Here is a 17,368-nt window from a genome sequence, read left to right on the forward strand (position 1 = left end):
GGCTACATCGCCACCACGATTTTCCCGAGGTGCTTGTTGGCCTCCATGTGCTCGAACGCTTTGTCGATCTCGGCGAAGGGATAGACCTTGTCGATCGGCAGTTGCAGTTTTCGCGATTCCACCGCCGGCCAGATGTCTTTGCGGACCTCGTCGAAGATTTCGCGGATTTCCTCGATCGTGCGGGTGCGGAAGGTGACGCCGATGTAGTTGATGCGGCGGGCGGCGTGGAGATCGAAATTGAAATCGGCGTGGGTGCCGCCGAGCCGGCCGACATTGACGATGCGGCCCTTGACCTTGGTGGCGGCGAGGTTCTGGTTGGCGACCTTGCCGGACACCTGGTCGACGATCAGGTCGACGCCTTCGCCGTTCGTGGCGTTGAGCACCTGATCGACCCAGCCGGGGTCGCTGGAATCGATCGCGAGATCGGCGCCGAACTCCTTCAAGCGGCCGCGGCGCATCGCGTCCGTCGAGGAGCCGATCACGAGTTTGGCGCCCTTCAGTTTTGCAATCTGCATCGCCATCAGGCCGACGCCGGAGCTCGCGCCCTGGATCAGGACGCTCTGGCCCGGCTGCAGCGCGCCGTTGGTGACGACGGCGTTGTGCATGGTGGCGAGCGCGACGGGGAGGGTGGCGGCTTCCTCGAAGTTCATGTTCGAGGGCGCGCGGAACAGCCGGCCATGGTCGGCCAACGTATACTCGGCAAACGCCGCGCCGCCGGAGCCCATGATCTTGTCGCCGACGTTGACGCCTTTTGCGTCGGGCCCAAGCTCGGCGACTTCGCCCGCCCATTCCATGCCGAGCACGGTGCCGACGCCGCCGGCCGCGCCATGCACATGGCCCTTGGTCATGCCGAGGTCGGCGCGGTTGAGGCCGCAGGCATGGACCTTGACCAGCACCTGCGTGCCCTTCGGCGAGGGTTTTGTGACCTCTGATATTTCGGCGCCGTTGGCGCCGTAGACATAGGCTTTCATGGGCTCTTCTCGTTGTTGGCGGAGACCGCTTTTATTCTGCTGCCTGCCGCTGCGCGCCCGACAGCATGGCTTCGAACCGGCTGCGGATGATGGCTTCCGCGTCGCGCATGATGCGCGAGATCAGTTCGGCGCAGGTCGGGATGTCGTGGATCAGGCCCTGGACCTGGCCGGCCGACCAGATGCCTTCATCGGCGTCGCCGGTGGCGTAAACCATCTTGCCGCGGGCGCCGGCGACGAGTTCGCGCACGTCCTCGAATTTCGCGCCTTCCCTTTCCATCGCCACCACCTTGGTCGAGATCGTGTTCTTGGCGACGCGCGAGGTGTTGCGCATGGTGCGGAAGATCAATTCGGTCTCGCGCTCGTCATTGGCGACGATGCGCTCCTTCACGAGCTGATGGATCGGGCTTTCCTTGGTGCACATGAAGCGCGTGCCCATGTTGATGCCCTCGGCGCCGAGCGCGAGGGCTGCGACCAGGCCGCGGCCATCGCCGAAGCCGCCCGAGGCGATCATCGGTATCTTCACCTTGTCGGCGGCGGCCGGGATCAGGATCAGGCCGGGCGTATCGTCCTCGCCGGGATGGCCGGCGCATTCAAAACCGTCGATCGAGATGGCATCGACGCCCATCCGCTCCGCCGACAGCGCGTGGCGGACGCTGGTGCATTTGTGGATGATCTTGATGCCGTGCTTCTTGAACTCGGTGACGTGTTCCTGCGGCTTGTTGCCGGCGGTCTCGACGATCTTGATGCCGGCCTCGATGATGGCCTGGCGGTATTCGGCGTAAGGCGGCGGCTTGATTGCGGGCAGGATGGTGAGGTTGACGCCGAACGGCTTGTCGGTCAGGTCGCGGCAGCGCGCTATTTCCTTGGTCAGATCTTCCGGCGTCGGCTGCGTCAGCGCGGTGATCAGCCCGAGCGCGCCGGCATTGGCAACGGCCGCAACCAGCTCGGCGCGGCCGACCCATTGCATGCCGCCCTGGACGATCGGGTGCTCGACGCCCACGAGCTCGGTGAATCGCGTCTTGATCATGTCCTGCCCTCTGGTTTCCCGGCGCGGGATGCCCGCGCGCCCTTGTGAGATTTAAGGGCAGGATGCCGTTACCCCCCGCAAAAGTCTACCAGGGGCGGGCGGCAGTCGGGGCAACGCCATCATGCAAAAGCGCGGCTTGTTTCCGCAGTGCGAACAATTCCACATGGAGTCCGGCATTTCCGAGATCGCCGCAGCAGACCGTTCTTGGGGATTACCACTGCCACCCTATGACGCGCGGGTGAGAAAGATCGGCAGCCCTCGCTTATTGCCGTAGATGGGGCGGTAGCGCTCCGTGTTGTACGTGCTGGCGACGTCCAACTTGCGCGGCCCGAGCTTGGCGTCAGGGATGGGCACGAGGTCGTAGCGCCCTTCCACCAGCGCCGACATGCGGCCGGTCTTGCCTTCCAGGATGGCATCGTAGGCCATGTTACCGAAAGTCAGGGCCACGAGCTTGTCGATGAAGTCCGGATTGCCCGATCGCAGGTCGTAGGTGAGATCGGAGGTGATCGTCTCCTCGCCGACGCGTCGCTTGATCTCGTCGGCGAACGATTCCGCCACGCTCGCCTTCTTGCGATGACCGTAGGCATCAGGTTCACCGTATTCCTGCACCTCGTATCCCTCCCACGCGGCGCCCTCGCTGAGCACGACGAGCGCGTAGTTGCTTGGGTTGGCGCGCTTCTCCTCGACGAGCAACTGGATCAGTTTGTCGAGATCGAACTTGTACTCCGGTATGACGCACCGGATCGAGGTGGCGTACGCGGTGTAGAGCGCTGTAAATCCGGCATCGCGGCCAAAGACGCGGAAAATGCCGATTCGCTCGTGCGATCCGACAGTGGTGCGTTGCCGCTGGATGGCGTCGCTGGCGCGGGTGATCGCGGTCGAGAAGCCGATGCAGTACTCGGTGTTGCGGACGTCGTTGTCCATCGTCTTCGGGATGGCGATGATCTTGACGCCGAGGTCGTTGAGCTTGGCTGCGTAACTGAGCGTGTCGTCGCCGCCGATGGCGATCAGGTGTTCGATGCCGAGCCCCGAGAGGTTCGCCAGCACCTGGCCGGTGACGTCCCACGTCCTGGTTGCGATGCCGCCCTTGGTGCTGAGCGAGGCTGGAAAGTCGTTGCTGACGAGATGATCCGGCAGCTTCTTCATCTTGGACGGATTGGTGCGACTGGAGTGCAGCATGGTGCCGCCGCTCCGGTCTATGGTGCGCGTGTTGTCACGGTTCAGCGGGATGATGTAGTGGGACCTGCTGGCCGGGTCCTCGAGGTTTACGTGCGTGAGGGCCTCCCAACCACGGCGGAGGCCGACGACCTCGATGTCGTTCTCGCTGCCGCGATATGTCACGCTCTTGATGACTGCGTTGAGACCGGGAACGTCGCCGCCGCCCGTGAGAATGCCGATGCGTCTTTTTGCCATACCCACCTCGCAGGCGATGCCTTACTCGGCCGCTTCCGGCTTGCGCTCCTTGCGCACCTGAAAGCGCTTCAGCAGTGAGGACACGGTGTCGCGGAAGCCACCATACTCCAGCTCGGAATAGGGCAGCATCGCGGCGCCGGACCAGCCCTGGCTGCGCATCTCGATGGCCTTGCGCTGGGCGCGCCGGCGGACCTCGTCCCACGCCGGGTTGTCGAAGAAATCGGTGTAGGACTCCGAGAAGCGGCCATCCTTGTCGATCGAAAAGCCGGCGCAGGAAACGATCGGGAGGCAGTACATGCCTGTCACCGGTGTGTTAATTGGCACCGGCATGAGCGGCATCACGTGCGAGCCGCGCGCATCGCCGCCTACGAAATGCGCCTTCGCGAACGGCGAGACGATTTCTTCAGGCGCCGGGAAAATCCCCTGGTTCCTGATGATCGCGACCGGATCGTCCTTGCCGGTGTACTTGCCTGCGATCGCGTGAAGACGCTGCGCCGAAACGGAGACGGCGACCTCGCCATGGGTCCTGGAAACGATGCGATCAATGCCAAAGCGCTCGTTGTCGCGGAGCAGCGCGGCAATGTGGTAGCCGTCCGCGGGCGCGTCGAGTTCGATCACGCTGTCGCCGGCCGTGTTGTCCATGTCGATGACATGGAAACGGAATCCCTTGATCATTGGGGGCAGCATCAGCCCGGCGCAATACATCGGATCGGCAAAGGCGAGGTAGAGCGGCAGGTTGTAGGCGCCGGGGCCGCATTTGTCGGCGGCGAACACCATGAAGGACTCCGCAGGTCTCGCGCCCGAGAGGCTGTGGTCGAAGCTGAGCTCAGCGACGCCCGGGCCGGCGCCGCGGACGTTTCCGGACGGTGCGTCGACGAGAAGATCCTGGCCGGCGCCATAGAGCCCGGAGGTTTTCGCGACCGAGGTGGCCGCGAGGAACGCCTTCCAGGCAAGTTGATGCACCTCGGAGCTCCCTTCGCCCCGTGTGTGCGTCATGATGATCGCAATGTCGTCGCCGGTGTGGCAGACGAAAGCGTCGATCAGCAGGCCATCGCAGATCGCCTTCGCGACCTCGCCCTCGACAGCCGCCATCATGCGAGTAGACGGTTTCGTGTGGCCGCCGACGGAGCCTATGTCAGCCTTGATGACTGAAAGGGTGAGTCTCATGAGCGTTCCCTCCGACCAGCGCAGCGCAACGCCTCGGCGTCTGCGCTTGCTGCGCCGGGGCGACGGCGCTGCTCATTTCCGCGAAACAGAACGTCTGAGGTTCCTTTAGGTTCCGCAAATGACCTTCTCGAAAAGCTCGGGCTCATTCCGGTAGCCGGGATCATGATCACCGTAATGATCATGCCAGAAGTGATAGGATAATCAGTTCATGCCGCCCTGGACGCGATCGGGTGCTCGGCGCCGACGAACTCATGTCTGCCCTCTAATTCCCGGTACAATTCATTTCCGCGGAGGTGTCCAGATTCACGCAAGGTACCCACCCATACCCGAACGGGTGTAACTGATATCGTGTCTATCGCCCGAATGTTTGCGATCCGAATTGACGACTCGGCTTTTCGCTTGCCGAGGTGACATTCTCTCTTGAGTGCGGGAGGCGTCCGTCCGGTCGGCGCGAAACAATTTCGGTAGGGCAACAGTCATGAATCATCCGAGTGTACCGGACCCTGTTCACCGCGTTCCCCTCGACCGCAAGGATCTGCTCGGGCACGATCTGCCAGACCGGTGGTGGCTAGCGGATTCATCGCCACGCTTCCTGACCCACACGGGAGACAACAGCGCCGGCAATGGCGGCAAAGGTCATTTTGCCGGGAGCCTGATCCATAGCAGCCACGCGGGTTTCGAGCCGCTCAATGTGGCGTGGCCGGGCGTCCATGCGCCAGCCCTCGCCCATCAGACGAACGTCGCCTATTTTGATCAGTCCGCAAGCCAGATCGCGGGAGTTGGTGGTGATGGCGGCAATTGGAACGCTGCATCGGGCGGAAGCGTCGGCGCGTTCGGGCCTGCCGGCCCTGGCGTGATCGGGACCGGCGGCAACAGTGCCGGCAATGGTGGCGATGGCTATTTTTTCGGAGCAATGGTGCATGCTCCTGTCGCGGTCTATAGCCCGATCAACATTGCGGTGGCGGGTCCCCATGCGACGGCCGACGCTCATCAGACGAACAACGTGGTGTTCGATCAATCCGCGACCCAGATCGCGGGAGTTGGCGGCGATGGCGGCAACGGAAATGCCGCATCAGGCGGAAATGTCAGCGCGATCGGGTCTACCGGCTCTGGCGCGACAGGCACCGGCGACAACAGCGCCGGCAATGGTGGCGACGGATACGCCTACGGGGGCATCGTTCACGCGACCTTTGCGTTCTACTATCCGATCAACGTCGCCGTGGCGGGATATAATTCCACCGCCAACGCCGATCAGACAAACAATGTGGTGTTCGATCAATCCGCTTTTCAGATGGCCGGCGTCGGTGGTGATGGTGGGAACGGCAATGCCGCGATTGGCGGAACTGCAGACCTGTTTTCTTCCATCTTCGAATTGATCGGCTCTGACGTAATAGCGACCGGCAACAACAGCGCTGGCAACGGCGGCAATGGCCACTTCTCGGGAAGCATGGTCGACATCGACGTGGCGATCTACGCCCCGATCAACATTGCGGTCGCCGGCTACAATTCAACCGCCGAGGCTCATCAGAGCAACAATGTCGTGTTCGACCAGAGCGTGATCCAGATTGCCGGAATCGGTGGCGACGGCGGCCACGGCAATGCTGCGCTTGGCGGCGATTTCGCCATGCATCTGTTGTCGGACCTTCACCTGCTGGATCATGCCTAGCTAGAGCCTTTTCCGTTTCGATAGAATCGAAACGCGATTCCAGGTTTTGATTTGACGCGTCTTCCTGGCGCGAACCTCTTCGCTTCACTCGAAAACGCTCGAGCAGCACTGGAGCTGCCCAGATCTCGGCGGCGCGACGGTAGCATTTCGGGCGTACACCGTCGCCACTGGGTGGCATCAGCTTTGGCGGCTAGACCGCTCCGGTGTCCAAATCCAAGATCATTGCTGTCCACATTGGGACGCACAGTGCACAAACCAAGTCAGGGAGTCTCACATGGCAAAGGCATCATTTCCTTCCGACACGATCGTGTTCAAGGCGTCGACCGGCGGCAACAGCGCAGGGAACGGCGGAGACGGTTACAACGAGGGTAATATCATCAGCAACCCGAGTATCCACTTCAACCCGACCAACAAGGCCGAAGGCGCCGACGTCCACGTCAAGAATGGCGATGACGTCTATCAGAAGGCATACTGGGACGCCGGGGGCGCGAATGCGAAGGCGGAGAAGCATTCCAAGGCAGAGGGCGGCAAGGCCGTCTCGAATGGCGACCAGAAATCCGACAGCGGCCATAACAAATCCGACGTGGATGCCAACACGAAGGCCTATCAGGACAACTGGCTCGCTGCGGACCAGAGTCAGACCGTGATGGCCGGCGTCGGCGGCGACGGCGGAAACAACAACAAGGCCGAAGGCGGAGATATTTACTTCAAGGCCAGCATCGAATCCGCGAACCTGAACGACGTGCTCAACGATTCCAAGTACTTCCATATCGACGATTCAGGCATGTTCAACTGATCGATGCCTGTGTGGGGTGAGACCGGCGGCGTAATGCCGCCGGTTCTCAATTCGTCGCGGAGTCGATGAGGAGTGAGCGGAAGGTTCGGACTTCAGATCTGGCGGGACCGCAATGCTGATGCCACCGCTCCAACTGCAGACAATGTCGCCGCCGCGGACGCCGTTGAAGTCGGCGTTGCGGGCCTGCGCGGGGTCGTTCGGACTCGTTTTCGCGTATAGCTGCAGCTATAATCTCCTTCTTCTCGCGCCTTCCATCTATCTGCTTCAGATCTATGATCGCGTGCTGTCGAGCCGCAGCGGCGATACGCTTCTGATGCTGACGCTCATCGTCGCGTTTACCGTCGTGGTCGGCGGGGTGCTTGATGCGCTGCGCCGCGCCGCATTGGGCCGGATGGGCGAGTGGCTTGAAGAAGAACTTCATCCGGCAGCGCTCTCCGCCTGCCTCAAATGCGCCCATGTCGATCGGGCGCGAGCATCGGAAGCCTATCGCGACCTTGCGGTCCTGCGTCAGCTCGCCCAGTCCGGAGCCTGCTCGACTCTGTTTGATGCGCTCTGGACGCCGCTCTTCCTCGGCGTTCTCTTCCTCGTGCATCCCTTGCTCGGAGCGATAGGTGTGCTCAGCGTGCTCTTCCTGCTTGGGCTCGGGCTTGCCGAAGACAGGCTCACGGAAGCACCGCGGGCGCGGTCGGCTGCCGCGGCGACGAGGAGCCAGGGATGGTTCGGCATGGCCGTCGGAAACCTCCACGTGATCAGGGCCATGGGAATGCTCGACGGTGCCGCGCGCCTGATCGGCCAGACTGCGCAGGATGCGAGGAGCGAGCAAGAGGTGGTCCAGCGCCGCCATGAAACCATCATGCTGATTTCCAAACCCGCGCGGGCGCTGGCGCAGGTCCTGATCATGGGCACTGCCGCCTGGCTCGTCCTGGAACAAAGCCGAAGTCCCGGCATCATCTTTGCCACGACGCTTTTGTTCGGACGCGCGCTCGCGCCCGTTGAAGGGGCGGTTGCGGGCTGGAAGGCATTCGCGATGGCCTTGGCCGCCTACGGCCGGCTCAACGACGTCATGTCCGCTGTCACCACGGTTGCGAACGTCCGAGCCCTCGCGGAGAGGCCGAAGGGCAGCCTCATCGTCAACAATGTTGGCGTCACCGTGCCAGGATCGGACCATTGGGTGCTGAAGGATGTGTCATTCAGTCTCGCACCCGGTGAATGCCTGGGCATCATTGGTCCATCCGGCTCCGGCAAATCCACGCTCGGCAGGATCATCACCGGAATCTCCGCGCCGACGGCAGGTTCGGTCCTGCTCGACGGCATCGATATTCTAGCCCTGCACGATTCGCGCGGCGGCGGGCGCCTCGGATATCTGCCGCAGGATATCGATATCGTCGGAGAAACAGTAAAGGACATCATCGCACGGCTGGACGACGCCGATCTGCAGAAGATCATTGAAGCAGCGAAGCTGGCCGGCCTTCACGAGACGATCATTCGTCTCCCGCAGGCATACGATACGGTCGTCAATGGCGCAGCGGCCAATCTCCCACGCGGGTTTCGCCAGCGCCTCGGCCTTGCACGGGCGTTTTTTGGCGACCCGCATCTCGTGGTCCTCGACGAGCCGAACTCCAGCCTGGACAGTCTCGGCGAGCGCATGCTCTTCGACGCCATCGAACGGATGAAGGCGGCCAATACGACGGTGATCATCATCACCCATCGGATCGGGATCCTCGGCGCGACGGACAAGCTTGCCATCATGCAGGGCGGCACGGTCAGCGCATTCGGTGAAAGCAGGGAAGTTTTCGAAAGGTGTTTGGCAAGACCCCAAGTTGCTTCGCGCGGATTTGCCTCATGAAGATTTCATTCGCTCACGCCGACGTTCAGAACGTTGCACGGTGGCTGAGATTGGCGGCGACGCTTCGCGACCGGCTGCTTGGTGTCACCTGGAACCGCATCAAACGTCTTCACCGTCTCTTTGCCCGATCAGGGTGGAATCGTCTGAAAATTGCATTCGCTCGCGCAGATATCTGGGAGGTCCCACGGGGGCTGAGATCGGCGCCGCCGGCGCTCCGCGACCGGCTGCGCGGCGTCACCTGGACTGGAAACCTGCTGGTTTGCGGCTTCGTCATTGGTCTCGGAGCCTGGTCGACTTACGCACCCCTCGAGAGTGCCGCGATTGCTGTCGGCACCGTCGAATCCGAGTCGAGCCGCAAGACGATTCAGCATCTTGAGGGAGGCATTATCAGGGAAATTCTGGTCGCGGACGGTGACATTGTCCGTGCCGGACAAACGCTGATCTCGCTGGAGGATACCAAGGCCCGTGCCGACGCGCAGAGCCTGCAAGGCCAGTTGTGGGAGGCGACGGCACGCGAGGCGCGGCTGCAGGCGGAACAGCGCGGAGAGGAGCGGGTGTCGTTTCCGGCCAGGTTGGAGATGGCGCAGATGGCCAGTCCCTCAGTCGCGGATGTCCTTGCGGGTCAGCAAGCCATCTTCGAAACGCGCCGGCAGGTCTTTCAATCGCAAGCGGCCGTAAACCGGGAGAAAAGGTCGCAGGTGGAAAAAGAGATCGAGGGCCTCAGGGCGCAGGAAAGCGCGGCCGCAAGGCGCATCGACATCGTCCGCGAGGAAGCGGCAACCGTCGCCACGCTCGTTAGCAAGGGACTTGAGCGGCGCCCGCGCCTTCTGAACCTCGAGCGGGAGATCGCTGACATCGAGGGAAGGCGGGGGGAGATTGTCGCGCAGATATCGCGCGCGGGGCAGGTTATCAGTGAATCCGAGGCAGTTCTCCTCAAACAGGAGCATGACCGTCAAAACGAGATCGCGCAGTCGCTGCGTGAGGTACAGAACCAGATCTTTCAGATATGGGAACGACTGCAGACGGCCAGTGACCAACTCTCGCGAACGGCGGTCAAGGCACCCGAGGACGGCGTGGTAACCGACCTGAAGGTCCATACGCCAGGTGGCGTCATTGGTGCCGGCGCATCTCTCATGGATCTGGTTCCCCGGCAGGATCGGCTCATCGTGATTGCGCGCGTCAGGCCCGAAGACATCGATGTGGTCCGTCTCGGACTGAGCGCCGAAGTGAATCTCCTACCCTACAATCAGCGCCGCGTACCACGGCTCCATGGGACCGTGACGCATGTTTCCGCCGACCGTCTAATCGATAAGCGCACTGATCAGCCGTACTACGCAGCGAAGATTCGAGTTCAGGATCTGGTCGGCGCCGGGATCGATAGTGTCCAGATTATTCCGGGAATGCCGGCCCAGGTATTCATCAAGACGGGTCGCGGCACCGTGGCGCTCTACGCTCTCAGGCCTCTGCTCGACAGCTTCCACGGCGCGTTCCGTGAGGACTAAGCTGCGACCCGGACGGCGAGCTCGGGCAGCTCTCAGGATGATCGCATGCGTGAGGGCTAGAGCGCGATGACTTTTCTTCGAATCGTCATCTCGCTCTCTCTTTGATTTGAGCATGATCTCCGCGCAAACGCGTTCGCGTTTGTCGCGATGGAAAACCGGTTCCCACTTTTCCGGATCATGCTCTAGGCATGACCGTTGGCTCGCCGGCTCCAGCGAACGACCGCCTCGGTGCGGTTATGCGCGGAGCATTTTCGCATGATACGTTGAATATGCATTTTTACGGTGTTTTCCGATAGGTTGAGCCTGACGGCAATCAACTTGTTCGGAAGGCCAAGCTGCAGCGCCTCGAGCACATGTTGTTCGCGCGGCGTAAGGTCGACCATCGCCTTCTCCGGCACAATCCTGGTGTCGCCGTTGCCCTCGTTAGTTCCGAATAGCTCGGACGCGTCGGGGCATCCCGATATCGCCTTGTGGCTCGATGCTCCGTTTTGCCCCACGATCGGTAACGGTCGGTAGACCCCACCGGCAAGGACCAGGCGTAATCCGGCAATAGCGAGTTCGACCGGGATCGATGTCGGAAAGAAACCGCGCACTCCGCGTTGCATCGCGGCCGAAGCCGTCGCATCGTCGTCGCGGTTTGACAACACAGCAACGGAGGCTTTCGGGCAGGTTTCTGCAAGGAGGGCGAGGCTCTCCTCGATCGAAGGATCAGTGATCTGCTTGTGCCCGATATTCAGCGCAATCAAGCGGATGTCTCTGCCCGATAGCCAGTTCAGGCCACTAGTCGTTGCCATCTCGACGATCTCGAATCCAGTGAGTTCTCTCTTGAGGATATTGAGGATGCACGTACGCGCCAGGACATGTTGCTCGATGATCACGAGCACCGGCGAATTTTGTGATGCCAAGGCCAGTTCCGCGGGATTAGAAAAATCGTCCATGATGTCCCCGAAGTCAGAGGTTAGCTGTCTCCACCAGTTTTGATTTCCATTTTCCATGGAGCAGGATCTGCCCCACACACTCTGCAGCGAATTGCTTCTGATCGCGACGTTGCTTCCGAGCTTCGAGTTCGTTCGCAACGTCGTGACGGACCTTCTGGTCCGTCGCAATAGATCTTGGCAGCGGTTCTGTTGTTCCAGGCTAGCTGCAAATATTGCGATACGCGCTCGCCGCAGCCGACTTCGCGGGGCCATCGACGACGTATGCTTCATCTTCCATTACGAGATACAGAAACGGCCTATCTCCGGTATCTTCGCCCGACGCGTCTTTTCCTTTGACACGGCCGCAAATGGTGTCGATGGACTGCCCAAGCGTATTTTTGCGGATGGCCCGTTTCATCTCACCGAACTCGGCGGACGCCGGATCCTCCAACTTCGCCGCAATCGTGGTCTTCGCCTTGATCATGACCGGATCGGACGTCTCGGCGGGCCGACCAGGAGCTTCGACTTTCGCTTCGATCGTGGTGGATTTCGTCCTTTTCTCAGCGGGCTGAGGCCTGTCGCGGACGTCGGCAACCGACGGCTTTTCCGTCTTCGTCGCGATCGTGGACTTGGCTTTTGTTGTCGCGGAATTGGTCTTGGATGACGCTGGCGCCGGTTCAATCGGCCGACTGGCCGCCATCCCGTTAAGACAGCCGAAGCCACTCGCGTCGGTGCATGCTTCCATGCTCGCTTGCGGCGGTAAAAGGCAGCTACAGCCAACCAGGGTCGCAGCCAGAACACCAATGAGAAGCGTTCTCATGCTAATCCCTCAAAAAGGGGCCTGAGGTCCGCTCGCAATTCTTGCGGCGATCTAAAGTGTTGCGCTGGTTGTCTATCATTTGCGCAAAAGTCTTAACTGTTGCTAAACGCCATCCCGCGCCGCAGCGGTGGGCCCGTGCGTAATGCGGGGGATGGGCTCGAATTGGCCTGTCGGCGGCCAATGATCGAGCGCGTTTTTGAGCGAAGCAGGGACCGTTCGCGTAAAGAAGCGCGTTGAAACAAGAGACTAGAGCCGCTTTTAGCTCAGTCAGAACCGATAAGGCTCTACTTTGCTGAGACTGGAACGCCTCGCGGCGCGTCGGATGCTTCCGCCACGATGCTCCCATTCAGTTTCTGATTGACGATCTGGACCGTGCGGTCGATTTCAGCATTGGGTACGCCAAGCTGATGCGAAATCAGCTTCACCAGCAGGTCGACGCGCTCGATGGAAGGCGCGCCGCCAGCGACCGCCCGGGCCGCCGACGAGGGCTTGAGAAGGCTTTCGGCTGCTTTGGCGTATTTCTCGAAAGGTACCTGATCGGTGGGATCGGCGCCCAGACGCTGGGCGATGGCATCGACATGGTCGTAGATCGACTGCGAGAGATTGATATCGCCGTGCACCGCGTCGCGGATCGATTGCGGCTCCTGCGGCGTGATGCAGCGGTAATTCCCCGTCAGCAGCATCGACCATTTGGCCAGAGGGACGAACATTGAATCGAACACTTTGAGCTTCACCGGAACGTCCTGGCCATCCAGCCTCACTGCATCGACGTCGGCTTCCAGCTCCCGAAGCAGCAAGTTATGTTTCTCATCCGCAAATGACGCTGCCTTGAAGTTTGTCGGCAGGCCGACATGAAGAACATTCGCCGCCTCTTCCGGTGGACGGAAGGCCTGTGGATCAGGGGAGCAGAGCGACACCAGGCCCGGCTCGAATCGTTCCCAGACCGCGGCGTTGGTATAGGCCTCCTCCAGCTCCATTTTCGCAAGCGTCGGGATCCGTTTGAGATAGGGCAAGGGCGGCATGTTCATGATCGAAAGGCAAGGCAGCTTCGCCTCGGCGATCTTGATCATCAGAGCCAGGATCGCATGGTTGGTGTATTGCGGCTCCTGCATGGCAAGACCAACCAGATCATAACGGGAAGGATCGACGCCGGCGGGCTCGACCGCGTCCAGGATCCCGGGCAGATCGCGCGAGAAGATCGGCCGGTGCGCCGCCTCGTCGCGCAGCTTGATGCGAACTTCGGTGCCATCGCGATTGATGAGTTCTGCCGTCTGCTTCCGGCAAACCAGGGTCACGTTGTGACCCGCCATCAAAAGCTTTGTCGCCAGCAATGAGCCATACGAGGCTCCAAGGATCAGAATGTCACGCGCCATGCGCCCTCCCACAGATAATGCTTTCCGGCGCGCCACACCTCCGGCGCAATTTGCAAGCGCCTGCTTTGCGACAGGAGTTAAGCCGAATTTTTCGGTGCGATACCGCCGGCTTCCCTGGGAGTGCGCCTAGGAAATGCCGGCGGAGTTCGAAGCGACCGGTCAGGCCGACGCGACCAGCTTGTAGGGCGTTGCTTCGTCGTCGAATGCGGTCGTGATGTCGCGAATGCTGATGACGCCGATCAGGCTGTAATTGTCGATCACCGGCACGTGGCGGATGTGATGCTTGCTCATGAGGTGACGGACATGCTCGAGCGTATCCGCCGAGGTGCAGGAGACGAGCTGCTGCACCGAAATGAATTGCGAGACGCGCATGTTCACGCCGGCCGCGCCATGTTCGGCAATCGCGCGAACCACGTCGCGCTCGGTGAACATGCCGACCGCCGTGTTGCCTTCGGTGCGGACGACATCCTTGACGACCAGCGCGCTGATATTGCCGGAGCGCATCAGTTGCGCGGCAATGGCGACGGTCTCGTTCATGCGGACCGTTGCGACACGGGCGGCTTTCTTGCGCAGGATATCTCCGACTTGCATGGCAACCTCCTTGGGTGAACTATTGGCCCCAAGTCTGGTATACATAATGCCAATTGTCAACACGCGGAACGTGGAATTCTCGCAGTCGCAATCGAGATAAATAGGCAGTATTATTGACGTTTCTGGCGTTCACCTGAACACTCCAGGAAGAGGGGCCCCGGATTTGTCGGCCTCAGATGGGCGTCAGGTATGCCAGAACTCCTGATCGCCAAAAGAAAACGCGCCCACCCCGGAGGGTGAGCGCGCCTTGTTCGTGCAGTCGATATCTTGGGATCAGGCGGCAATCTGCGATTTGGCGACCACCATCTTGCGCCAGGGTTTCAGCACCGCGATCGCCAGCAGCGAGGCCAGGATATTCGCGCCGGCCGCGACGATGAACACGGTGTCCCACGTGCCTGACGATTGCTGCATGTAGTTTGCCACCGGCACCAACAGCGCCGCGGTGCCCTTTGCCGTGTAGAGCAGGCCGGCATTGGTGGCGGCGAACTTTGCGCCGAAGGTGTCGGTGCAGGTCGATGGGAAGAGGGAGTAGATCTCGCCCCAGGCGAAGAACACGAAGCCCGACAGCAGCACGAACCAGACCGGGTCGTGGCCCAGCATGTAGAGGCCCCAGATGCCGATGCCCTCCATGCCGAAGGCGATGAACATGGTGTTCTCGCGGCCGATCATGTCCGAAATCCAGCCGAAGAACGGACGCGTCAGACCGTTGAGGACGCGATCGATAGTGGCTGCGAACGTCACGGCCGTCATCGTCACCGCCATCAGCGTCACCGGCACGCTGTCGACCTTCCAGTCGACGGCGATCGGCTTGAGGTTGGCGGTCACCATCAATCCGCCGGCGCCGACGATCACGAACATGAAATACATCAGCCAGAAGATCGGCTGACGGATCACTTCGGTGGGTTGATAGTTGCGCCGGGTCTGGATCACGTTGCTGTTCTGCACCGTCGGCACCTGTCCCGCCTTCGGCGAGAACATCAGGAAGGCGAGAATGACGATGATGATGCCTTGGCCGAGACCGAAATAGAGGAAGGTGGTCTGGAAGCCGGAGTCCTTGATCATCGCCTGGATCGGCGCAACGGTCAGCGCCGAGCCCGCGCCGAAACCGGCGGCGGTGATGCCGGCCGCAAGGCCGCGCTTGTCGGGAAACCATTTCAGCGCGTTGCCGACGCAGGTGCCGTACACGCCACCCGCGCCGATGCCTGCGATGATCATGCCGAGATAGAAGCCGTTGAGCGTGGTCGCATGGGCGTTGATCGCCCATCCGATGGCGCAGAGGATGCCGCCGATCAGAACGACGAGGCGCGGGCCGTATTTATCGACGAACCATCCCTCGACCGGCACCAGCCAGGTCTCGAACAGCACGAACAGCGTAAATGCCCACTGGATCGAGGCGCGATCCCATCCGAATTTCTGCTGGATGTCGGGGACGAAGAACGTCCAACCATATTGGTAGTTCGCGATCATCACCATCGCGGCGACGCCGATGGCCAATTGAGTCCAGCGATAGGCATCGCTCACTCGCGCCTCCGCGACGGGGGCTGCTCCGTGCACTGTATCCGTCATTTTTTCCTCCAAAGGGCTGCTGTTCTATCGTTGCCCGACAGCTCGGCGCGAGTGTGGTATATGTTATGCCAGTAGACAAGGGAAAAATTGCATGTGTTCTAAGAATTCCCCGTGCCGGTGAAAAAGCTGCACAAACAAAAAGGGCCGCGCGGTTGCGCGGCCCAATCGTCGGAAGCGTCTTAAACTATTGCTTTGCTTAGAGCTTAATCATGCGGTCGCCGCGGATCGCAGGCGGCTATATCCTTCCTGGATGACCGACCAGAACAGCGCGATCAATCCCAGGATCATGATCGTGCTGACCAGCGGATTGGAAAGGAACACCCCAAACGAGCCCTGGGATCCCAGAAGCGACTGGCGGAAGGCCTCTTCGGCCTTGTCGCCGAGCACGATCGCCAGCACCAGCGGGGCGAGGGGATAGTTGCACTTCTTGAGCAGATAACCGATCACGCCAAACACCAGCATCAGCATGACGTCAAACGTGCTGCTATGGACCGAATAGGCGCCGATCGCGCATAGCACCAGAATAAGGGGTGCAATGATGCTGAAAGGCACGCGCAGGATAGCTGCGAAAATCGGTACGCAGGTGAGCACGACGAGCAGGCCGACAATATTGCCGAGATACATCGAGGCGATCAGGCCCCAGACGAATTCCTTCTGTTCGACAAACAGCATCGGTCCGGGCTGCAGGCCCCAGATCAAGAGGCCGCCGAGCAACACTGCAGCCGTCGGAGAGCCCGGCACGCCGAGCGAGAGCATCGGCAACAGGGCCGCTGTACCCGCGGCGTGCGCCGCGGTCTCCGGCGCAACGACGCCTTCGATCTCGCCCTTGCCGAAATTGTTGCCTTTCTTCGCGACGCGCTTGGCAATGCCATAGCTCATGAACGAGGCTGGCGTTGCACCCGCCGGCGTGATGCCCATCCAGCAGCCGATGAAGCAGGAACGCAGCGAGGTCATCCAGTATGCGGGCAGTTCCTTCCAGGTCTGGAGCACCACGCGCAAGTTGATCTTGGCGTTGCCGCCGCGGAAGGCCAGCCCTTCTTCCATCGTCAGCAGGATTTCGCCGATGCCGAACAGTCCGATCACGGCGATCAGGAAGTCGAAGCCGTTGAGCAGGTGGGTGACGCCGAACGTCAGCCGCAACTGCCCGGTGATGGAATCAAGTCCGACCGCGGCAAGCGCAAAGCCGATCATCATGGCCGCAATGGTCTTGAACGGCGGCTCCTTGCTCAGGCCCACGAAGCTGCAGAATGCGAGGAAATACACCGCGAACTTTTCCGCAGGCCCGAATTGCAGCGCAAAGCTGGCGACCAGGGGAGCGACCAGCGTGATCATGACCACGGCGAACAGCGCACCGACGAAGGAGGAGGTGAAGGCGGCGGTCAGCGCCTCGCCGGCCTTGCCCTGCTGCGCCATCGGATAGCCGTCGAACGTCGTGGCCACCGACCATGGTTCGCCCGGTATGTTGAAGAGAATCGAGGTGATCGCTCCGCCGAACAGCGCGCCCCAGTAAATACAGGACAACATGATGATGGCCGACGTCGGCGACATGCTGAATGTCAGCGGCAGCAGGATGGCGACGCCATTGGCGCCGCCCAGTCCCGGCAGCACGCCGATGATGACACCGAGCACGATGCCGATAACCATCAGCATGATATTGTACGGCTGCAGTGCGACCGCAAAGCCGTGAAAAAGATTGACGAGTTCTTCCATCCC

General features: G+C 61.2%; 14 protein-coding genes. 4 read left to right on the forward strand and 10 right to left on the reverse strand.

All coding sequences use genetic code 11. From position 1 onward, the window contains the following. Positions 1 to 2: 2 nt before the first annotated feature. From V1277_RS25240 to V1277_RS25255, 4 genes are all read right to left on the reverse strand, one after another. On the reverse strand, positions 3 to 971 hold the full coding sequence (locus V1277_RS25240) for a zinc-binding dehydrogenase (RefSeq protein WP_334418628.1): 969 nt from the start codon (positions 969 to 971) through the stop codon (positions 3 to 5). Positions 972 to 1,002: 31 nt separating this feature from the next. After that, the gene (locus tag V1277_RS25245) at positions 1,003 to 1,998 is read right to left on the reverse strand and encodes an NAD(P)H-dependent flavin oxidoreductase (protein WP_334418629.1); all 996 of its coding nucleotides are present in this window, start codon (positions 1,996 to 1,998) and stop codon (positions 1,003 to 1,005) included. A gap of 225 nt (positions 1,999 to 2,223) precedes the next feature. Continuing rightward, positions 2,224 to 3,411 carry a 6-phosphofructokinase gene (locus V1277_RS25250; protein WP_334376363.1) on the reverse strand — a complete coding sequence of 396 codons (1,188 nt, stop codon included), beginning with the start codon at positions 3,409 to 3,411 and terminating at the stop codon, positions 2,224 to 2,226. A gap of 21 nt (positions 3,412 to 3,432) precedes the next feature. Further along, positions 3,433 to 4,578, reverse strand: coding sequence for a fructose-1,6-bisphosphatase (locus tag V1277_RS25255; protein WP_334418630.1), 1,146 nt, complete (start codon positions 4,576 to 4,578; stop codon positions 3,433 to 3,435). A 478-nt stretch (positions 4,579 to 5,056) separates the two neighbouring features. Between V1277_RS25255 and V1277_RS25260 the strand changes: the two genes are divergently transcribed. The 4 genes from V1277_RS25260 (at position 5,057) to V1277_RS25275 (ending at position 10,388) form a co-directional block, all read left to right on the forward strand. Further along, a complete protein-coding gene (locus V1277_RS25260) occupies positions 5,057 to 6,244 on the forward strand; it encodes a hypothetical protein (protein ID WP_334418632.1) in 1,188 nt (395 codons plus the stop codon). A gap of 274 nt (positions 6,245 to 6,518) precedes the next feature. Beyond that, a complete protein-coding gene (locus V1277_RS25265) occupies positions 6,519 to 7,040 on the forward strand; it encodes a hypothetical protein (RefSeq protein WP_063830306.1) in 522 nt (173 codons plus the stop codon). A 112-nt stretch (positions 7,041 to 7,152) separates the two neighbouring features. After that, positions 7,153 to 8,886 carry a type I secretion system permease/ATPase gene (locus V1277_RS25270; RefSeq protein ID WP_334418634.1) on the forward strand — a complete coding sequence of 578 codons (1,734 nt, stop codon included), beginning with the start codon at positions 7,153 to 7,155 and terminating at the stop codon, positions 8,884 to 8,886. After that, on the forward strand, positions 8,883 to 10,388 hold the full coding sequence (locus V1277_RS25275) for an HlyD family type I secretion periplasmic adaptor subunit (protein ID WP_334418636.1): 1,506 nt from the start codon (positions 8,883 to 8,885) through the stop codon (positions 10,386 to 10,388). The genes V1277_RS25270 and V1277_RS25275 overlap by 4 nt, the downstream gene beginning before the upstream one ends. Positions 10,389 to 10,570: 182 nt before the next feature. On the opposite strand, the gene V1277_RS25280 is transcribed toward V1277_RS25275, so the two are convergent. The 6 genes from V1277_RS25280 to V1277_RS25305 form a co-directional block, all read right to left on the reverse strand. After that, positions 10,571 to 11,326: a response regulator transcription factor gene (locus tag V1277_RS25280; protein ID WP_334418638.1), complete on the reverse strand. Its 756-nt coding sequence runs from the start codon at positions 11,324 to 11,326 to the stop codon at positions 10,571 to 10,573. A 199-nt stretch (positions 11,327 to 11,525) separates the two neighbouring features. After that, positions 11,526 to 12,125, reverse strand: a complete 600-nt coding sequence (locus V1277_RS25285; RefSeq protein ID WP_334418639.1) for a hypothetical protein — start codon at positions 12,123 to 12,125, stop codon at positions 11,526 to 11,528. Between the two features lie 284 nt (positions 12,126 to 12,409). After that, the gene (locus V1277_RS25290) at positions 12,410 to 13,498 is read right to left on the reverse strand and encodes a ketopantoate reductase family protein (protein ID WP_334418640.1); all 1,089 of its coding nucleotides are present in this window, start codon (positions 13,496 to 13,498) and stop codon (positions 12,410 to 12,412) included. A gap of 159 nt (positions 13,499 to 13,657) precedes the next feature. Then, positions 13,658 to 14,089 carry a CBS domain-containing protein gene (locus V1277_RS25295; protein WP_065748322.1) on the reverse strand — a complete coding sequence of 144 codons (432 nt, stop codon included), beginning with the start codon at positions 14,087 to 14,089 and terminating at the stop codon, positions 13,658 to 13,660. 273 nt (positions 14,090 to 14,362) lie between these two features. Then, positions 14,363 to 15,655 (reverse strand): oxalate/formate MFS antiporter, encoded by a 1,293-nt coding sequence (gene oxlT / locus V1277_RS25300; protein ID WP_065748323.1) that lies wholly within the window; start codon positions 15,653 to 15,655, stop codon positions 14,363 to 14,365. A 207-nt stretch (positions 15,656 to 15,862) separates the two neighbouring features. Next, entirely contained in the window at positions 15,863 to 17,365 is a 1,503-nt protein-coding gene (locus V1277_RS25305) for a tripartite tricarboxylate transporter permease (RefSeq protein ID WP_334376355.1), read from the reverse strand. Positions 17,366 to 17,368 lie beyond the last annotated feature (3 nt).

Source organism: Bradyrhizobium sp. AZCC 1588, from assembly GCF_036924735.1.
Lineage (GTDB): Bacteria > Pseudomonadota > Alphaproteobacteria > Rhizobiales > Xanthobacteraceae > Bradyrhizobium.

Excerpts from the sequence above, each read along its gene's own strand:
- V1277_RS25255 (WP_334418630.1), bottom strand. The coding sequence starts at position 4,578 with ATGAGACTCACCCTTTCAGTCATCAAGGCTGACATAGGCTCCGTCGGC.
- V1277_RS25280 (WP_334418638.1), bottom strand. The coding sequence starts at position 11,326 with ATGGACGATTTTTCTAATCCCGCGGAACTGGCCTTGGCATCACAAAAT.
- V1277_RS25290 (WP_334418640.1), bottom strand. The coding sequence starts at position 13,498 with ATGGCGCGTGACATTCTGATCCTTGGAGCCTCGTATGGCTCATTGCTG.
- V1277_RS25275 (WP_334418636.1), top strand. The coding sequence starts at position 8,883 with ATGAAGATTTCATTCGCTCACGCCGACGTTCAGAACGTTGCACGGTGG.
- V1277_RS25250 (WP_334376363.1), bottom strand. The coding sequence starts at position 3,411 with ATGGCAAAAAGACGCATCGGCATTCTCACGGGCGGCGGCGACGTTCCC.
- oxlT (WP_065748323.1), bottom strand. The coding sequence starts at position 15,655 with ATGACGGATACAGTGCACGGAGCAGCCCCCGTCGCGGAGGCGCGAGTG.
- V1277_RS25240 (WP_334418628.1), bottom strand. The coding sequence starts at position 971 with ATGAAAGCCTATGTCTACGGCGCCAACGGCGCCGAAATATCAGAGGTC.
- V1277_RS25260 (WP_334418632.1), top strand. The coding sequence starts at position 5,057 with ATGAATCATCCGAGTGTACCGGACCCTGTTCACCGCGTTCCCCTCGAC.
- V1277_RS25245 (WP_334418629.1), bottom strand. The coding sequence starts at position 1,998 with ATGATCAAGACGCGATTCACCGAGCTCGTGGGCGTCGAGCACCCGATC.
- V1277_RS25295 (WP_065748322.1), bottom strand. The coding sequence starts at position 14,089 with ATGCAAGTCGGAGATATCCTGCGCAAGAAAGCCGCCCGTGTCGCAACG.
- V1277_RS25270 (WP_334418634.1), top strand. The coding sequence starts at position 7,153 with ATGCTGATGCCACCGCTCCAACTGCAGACAATGTCGCCGCCGCGGACG.
- V1277_RS25305 (WP_334376355.1), bottom strand. The coding sequence starts at position 17,365 with ATGGAAGAACTCGTCAATCTTTTTCACGGCTTTGCGGTCGCACTGCAG.
- V1277_RS25265 (WP_063830306.1), top strand. The coding sequence starts at position 6,519 with ATGGCAAAGGCATCATTTCCTTCCGACACGATCGTGTTCAAGGCGTCG.
- V1277_RS25285 (WP_334418639.1), bottom strand. The coding sequence starts at position 12,125 with ATGAGAACGCTTCTCATTGGTGTTCTGGCTGCGACCCTGGTTGGCTGT.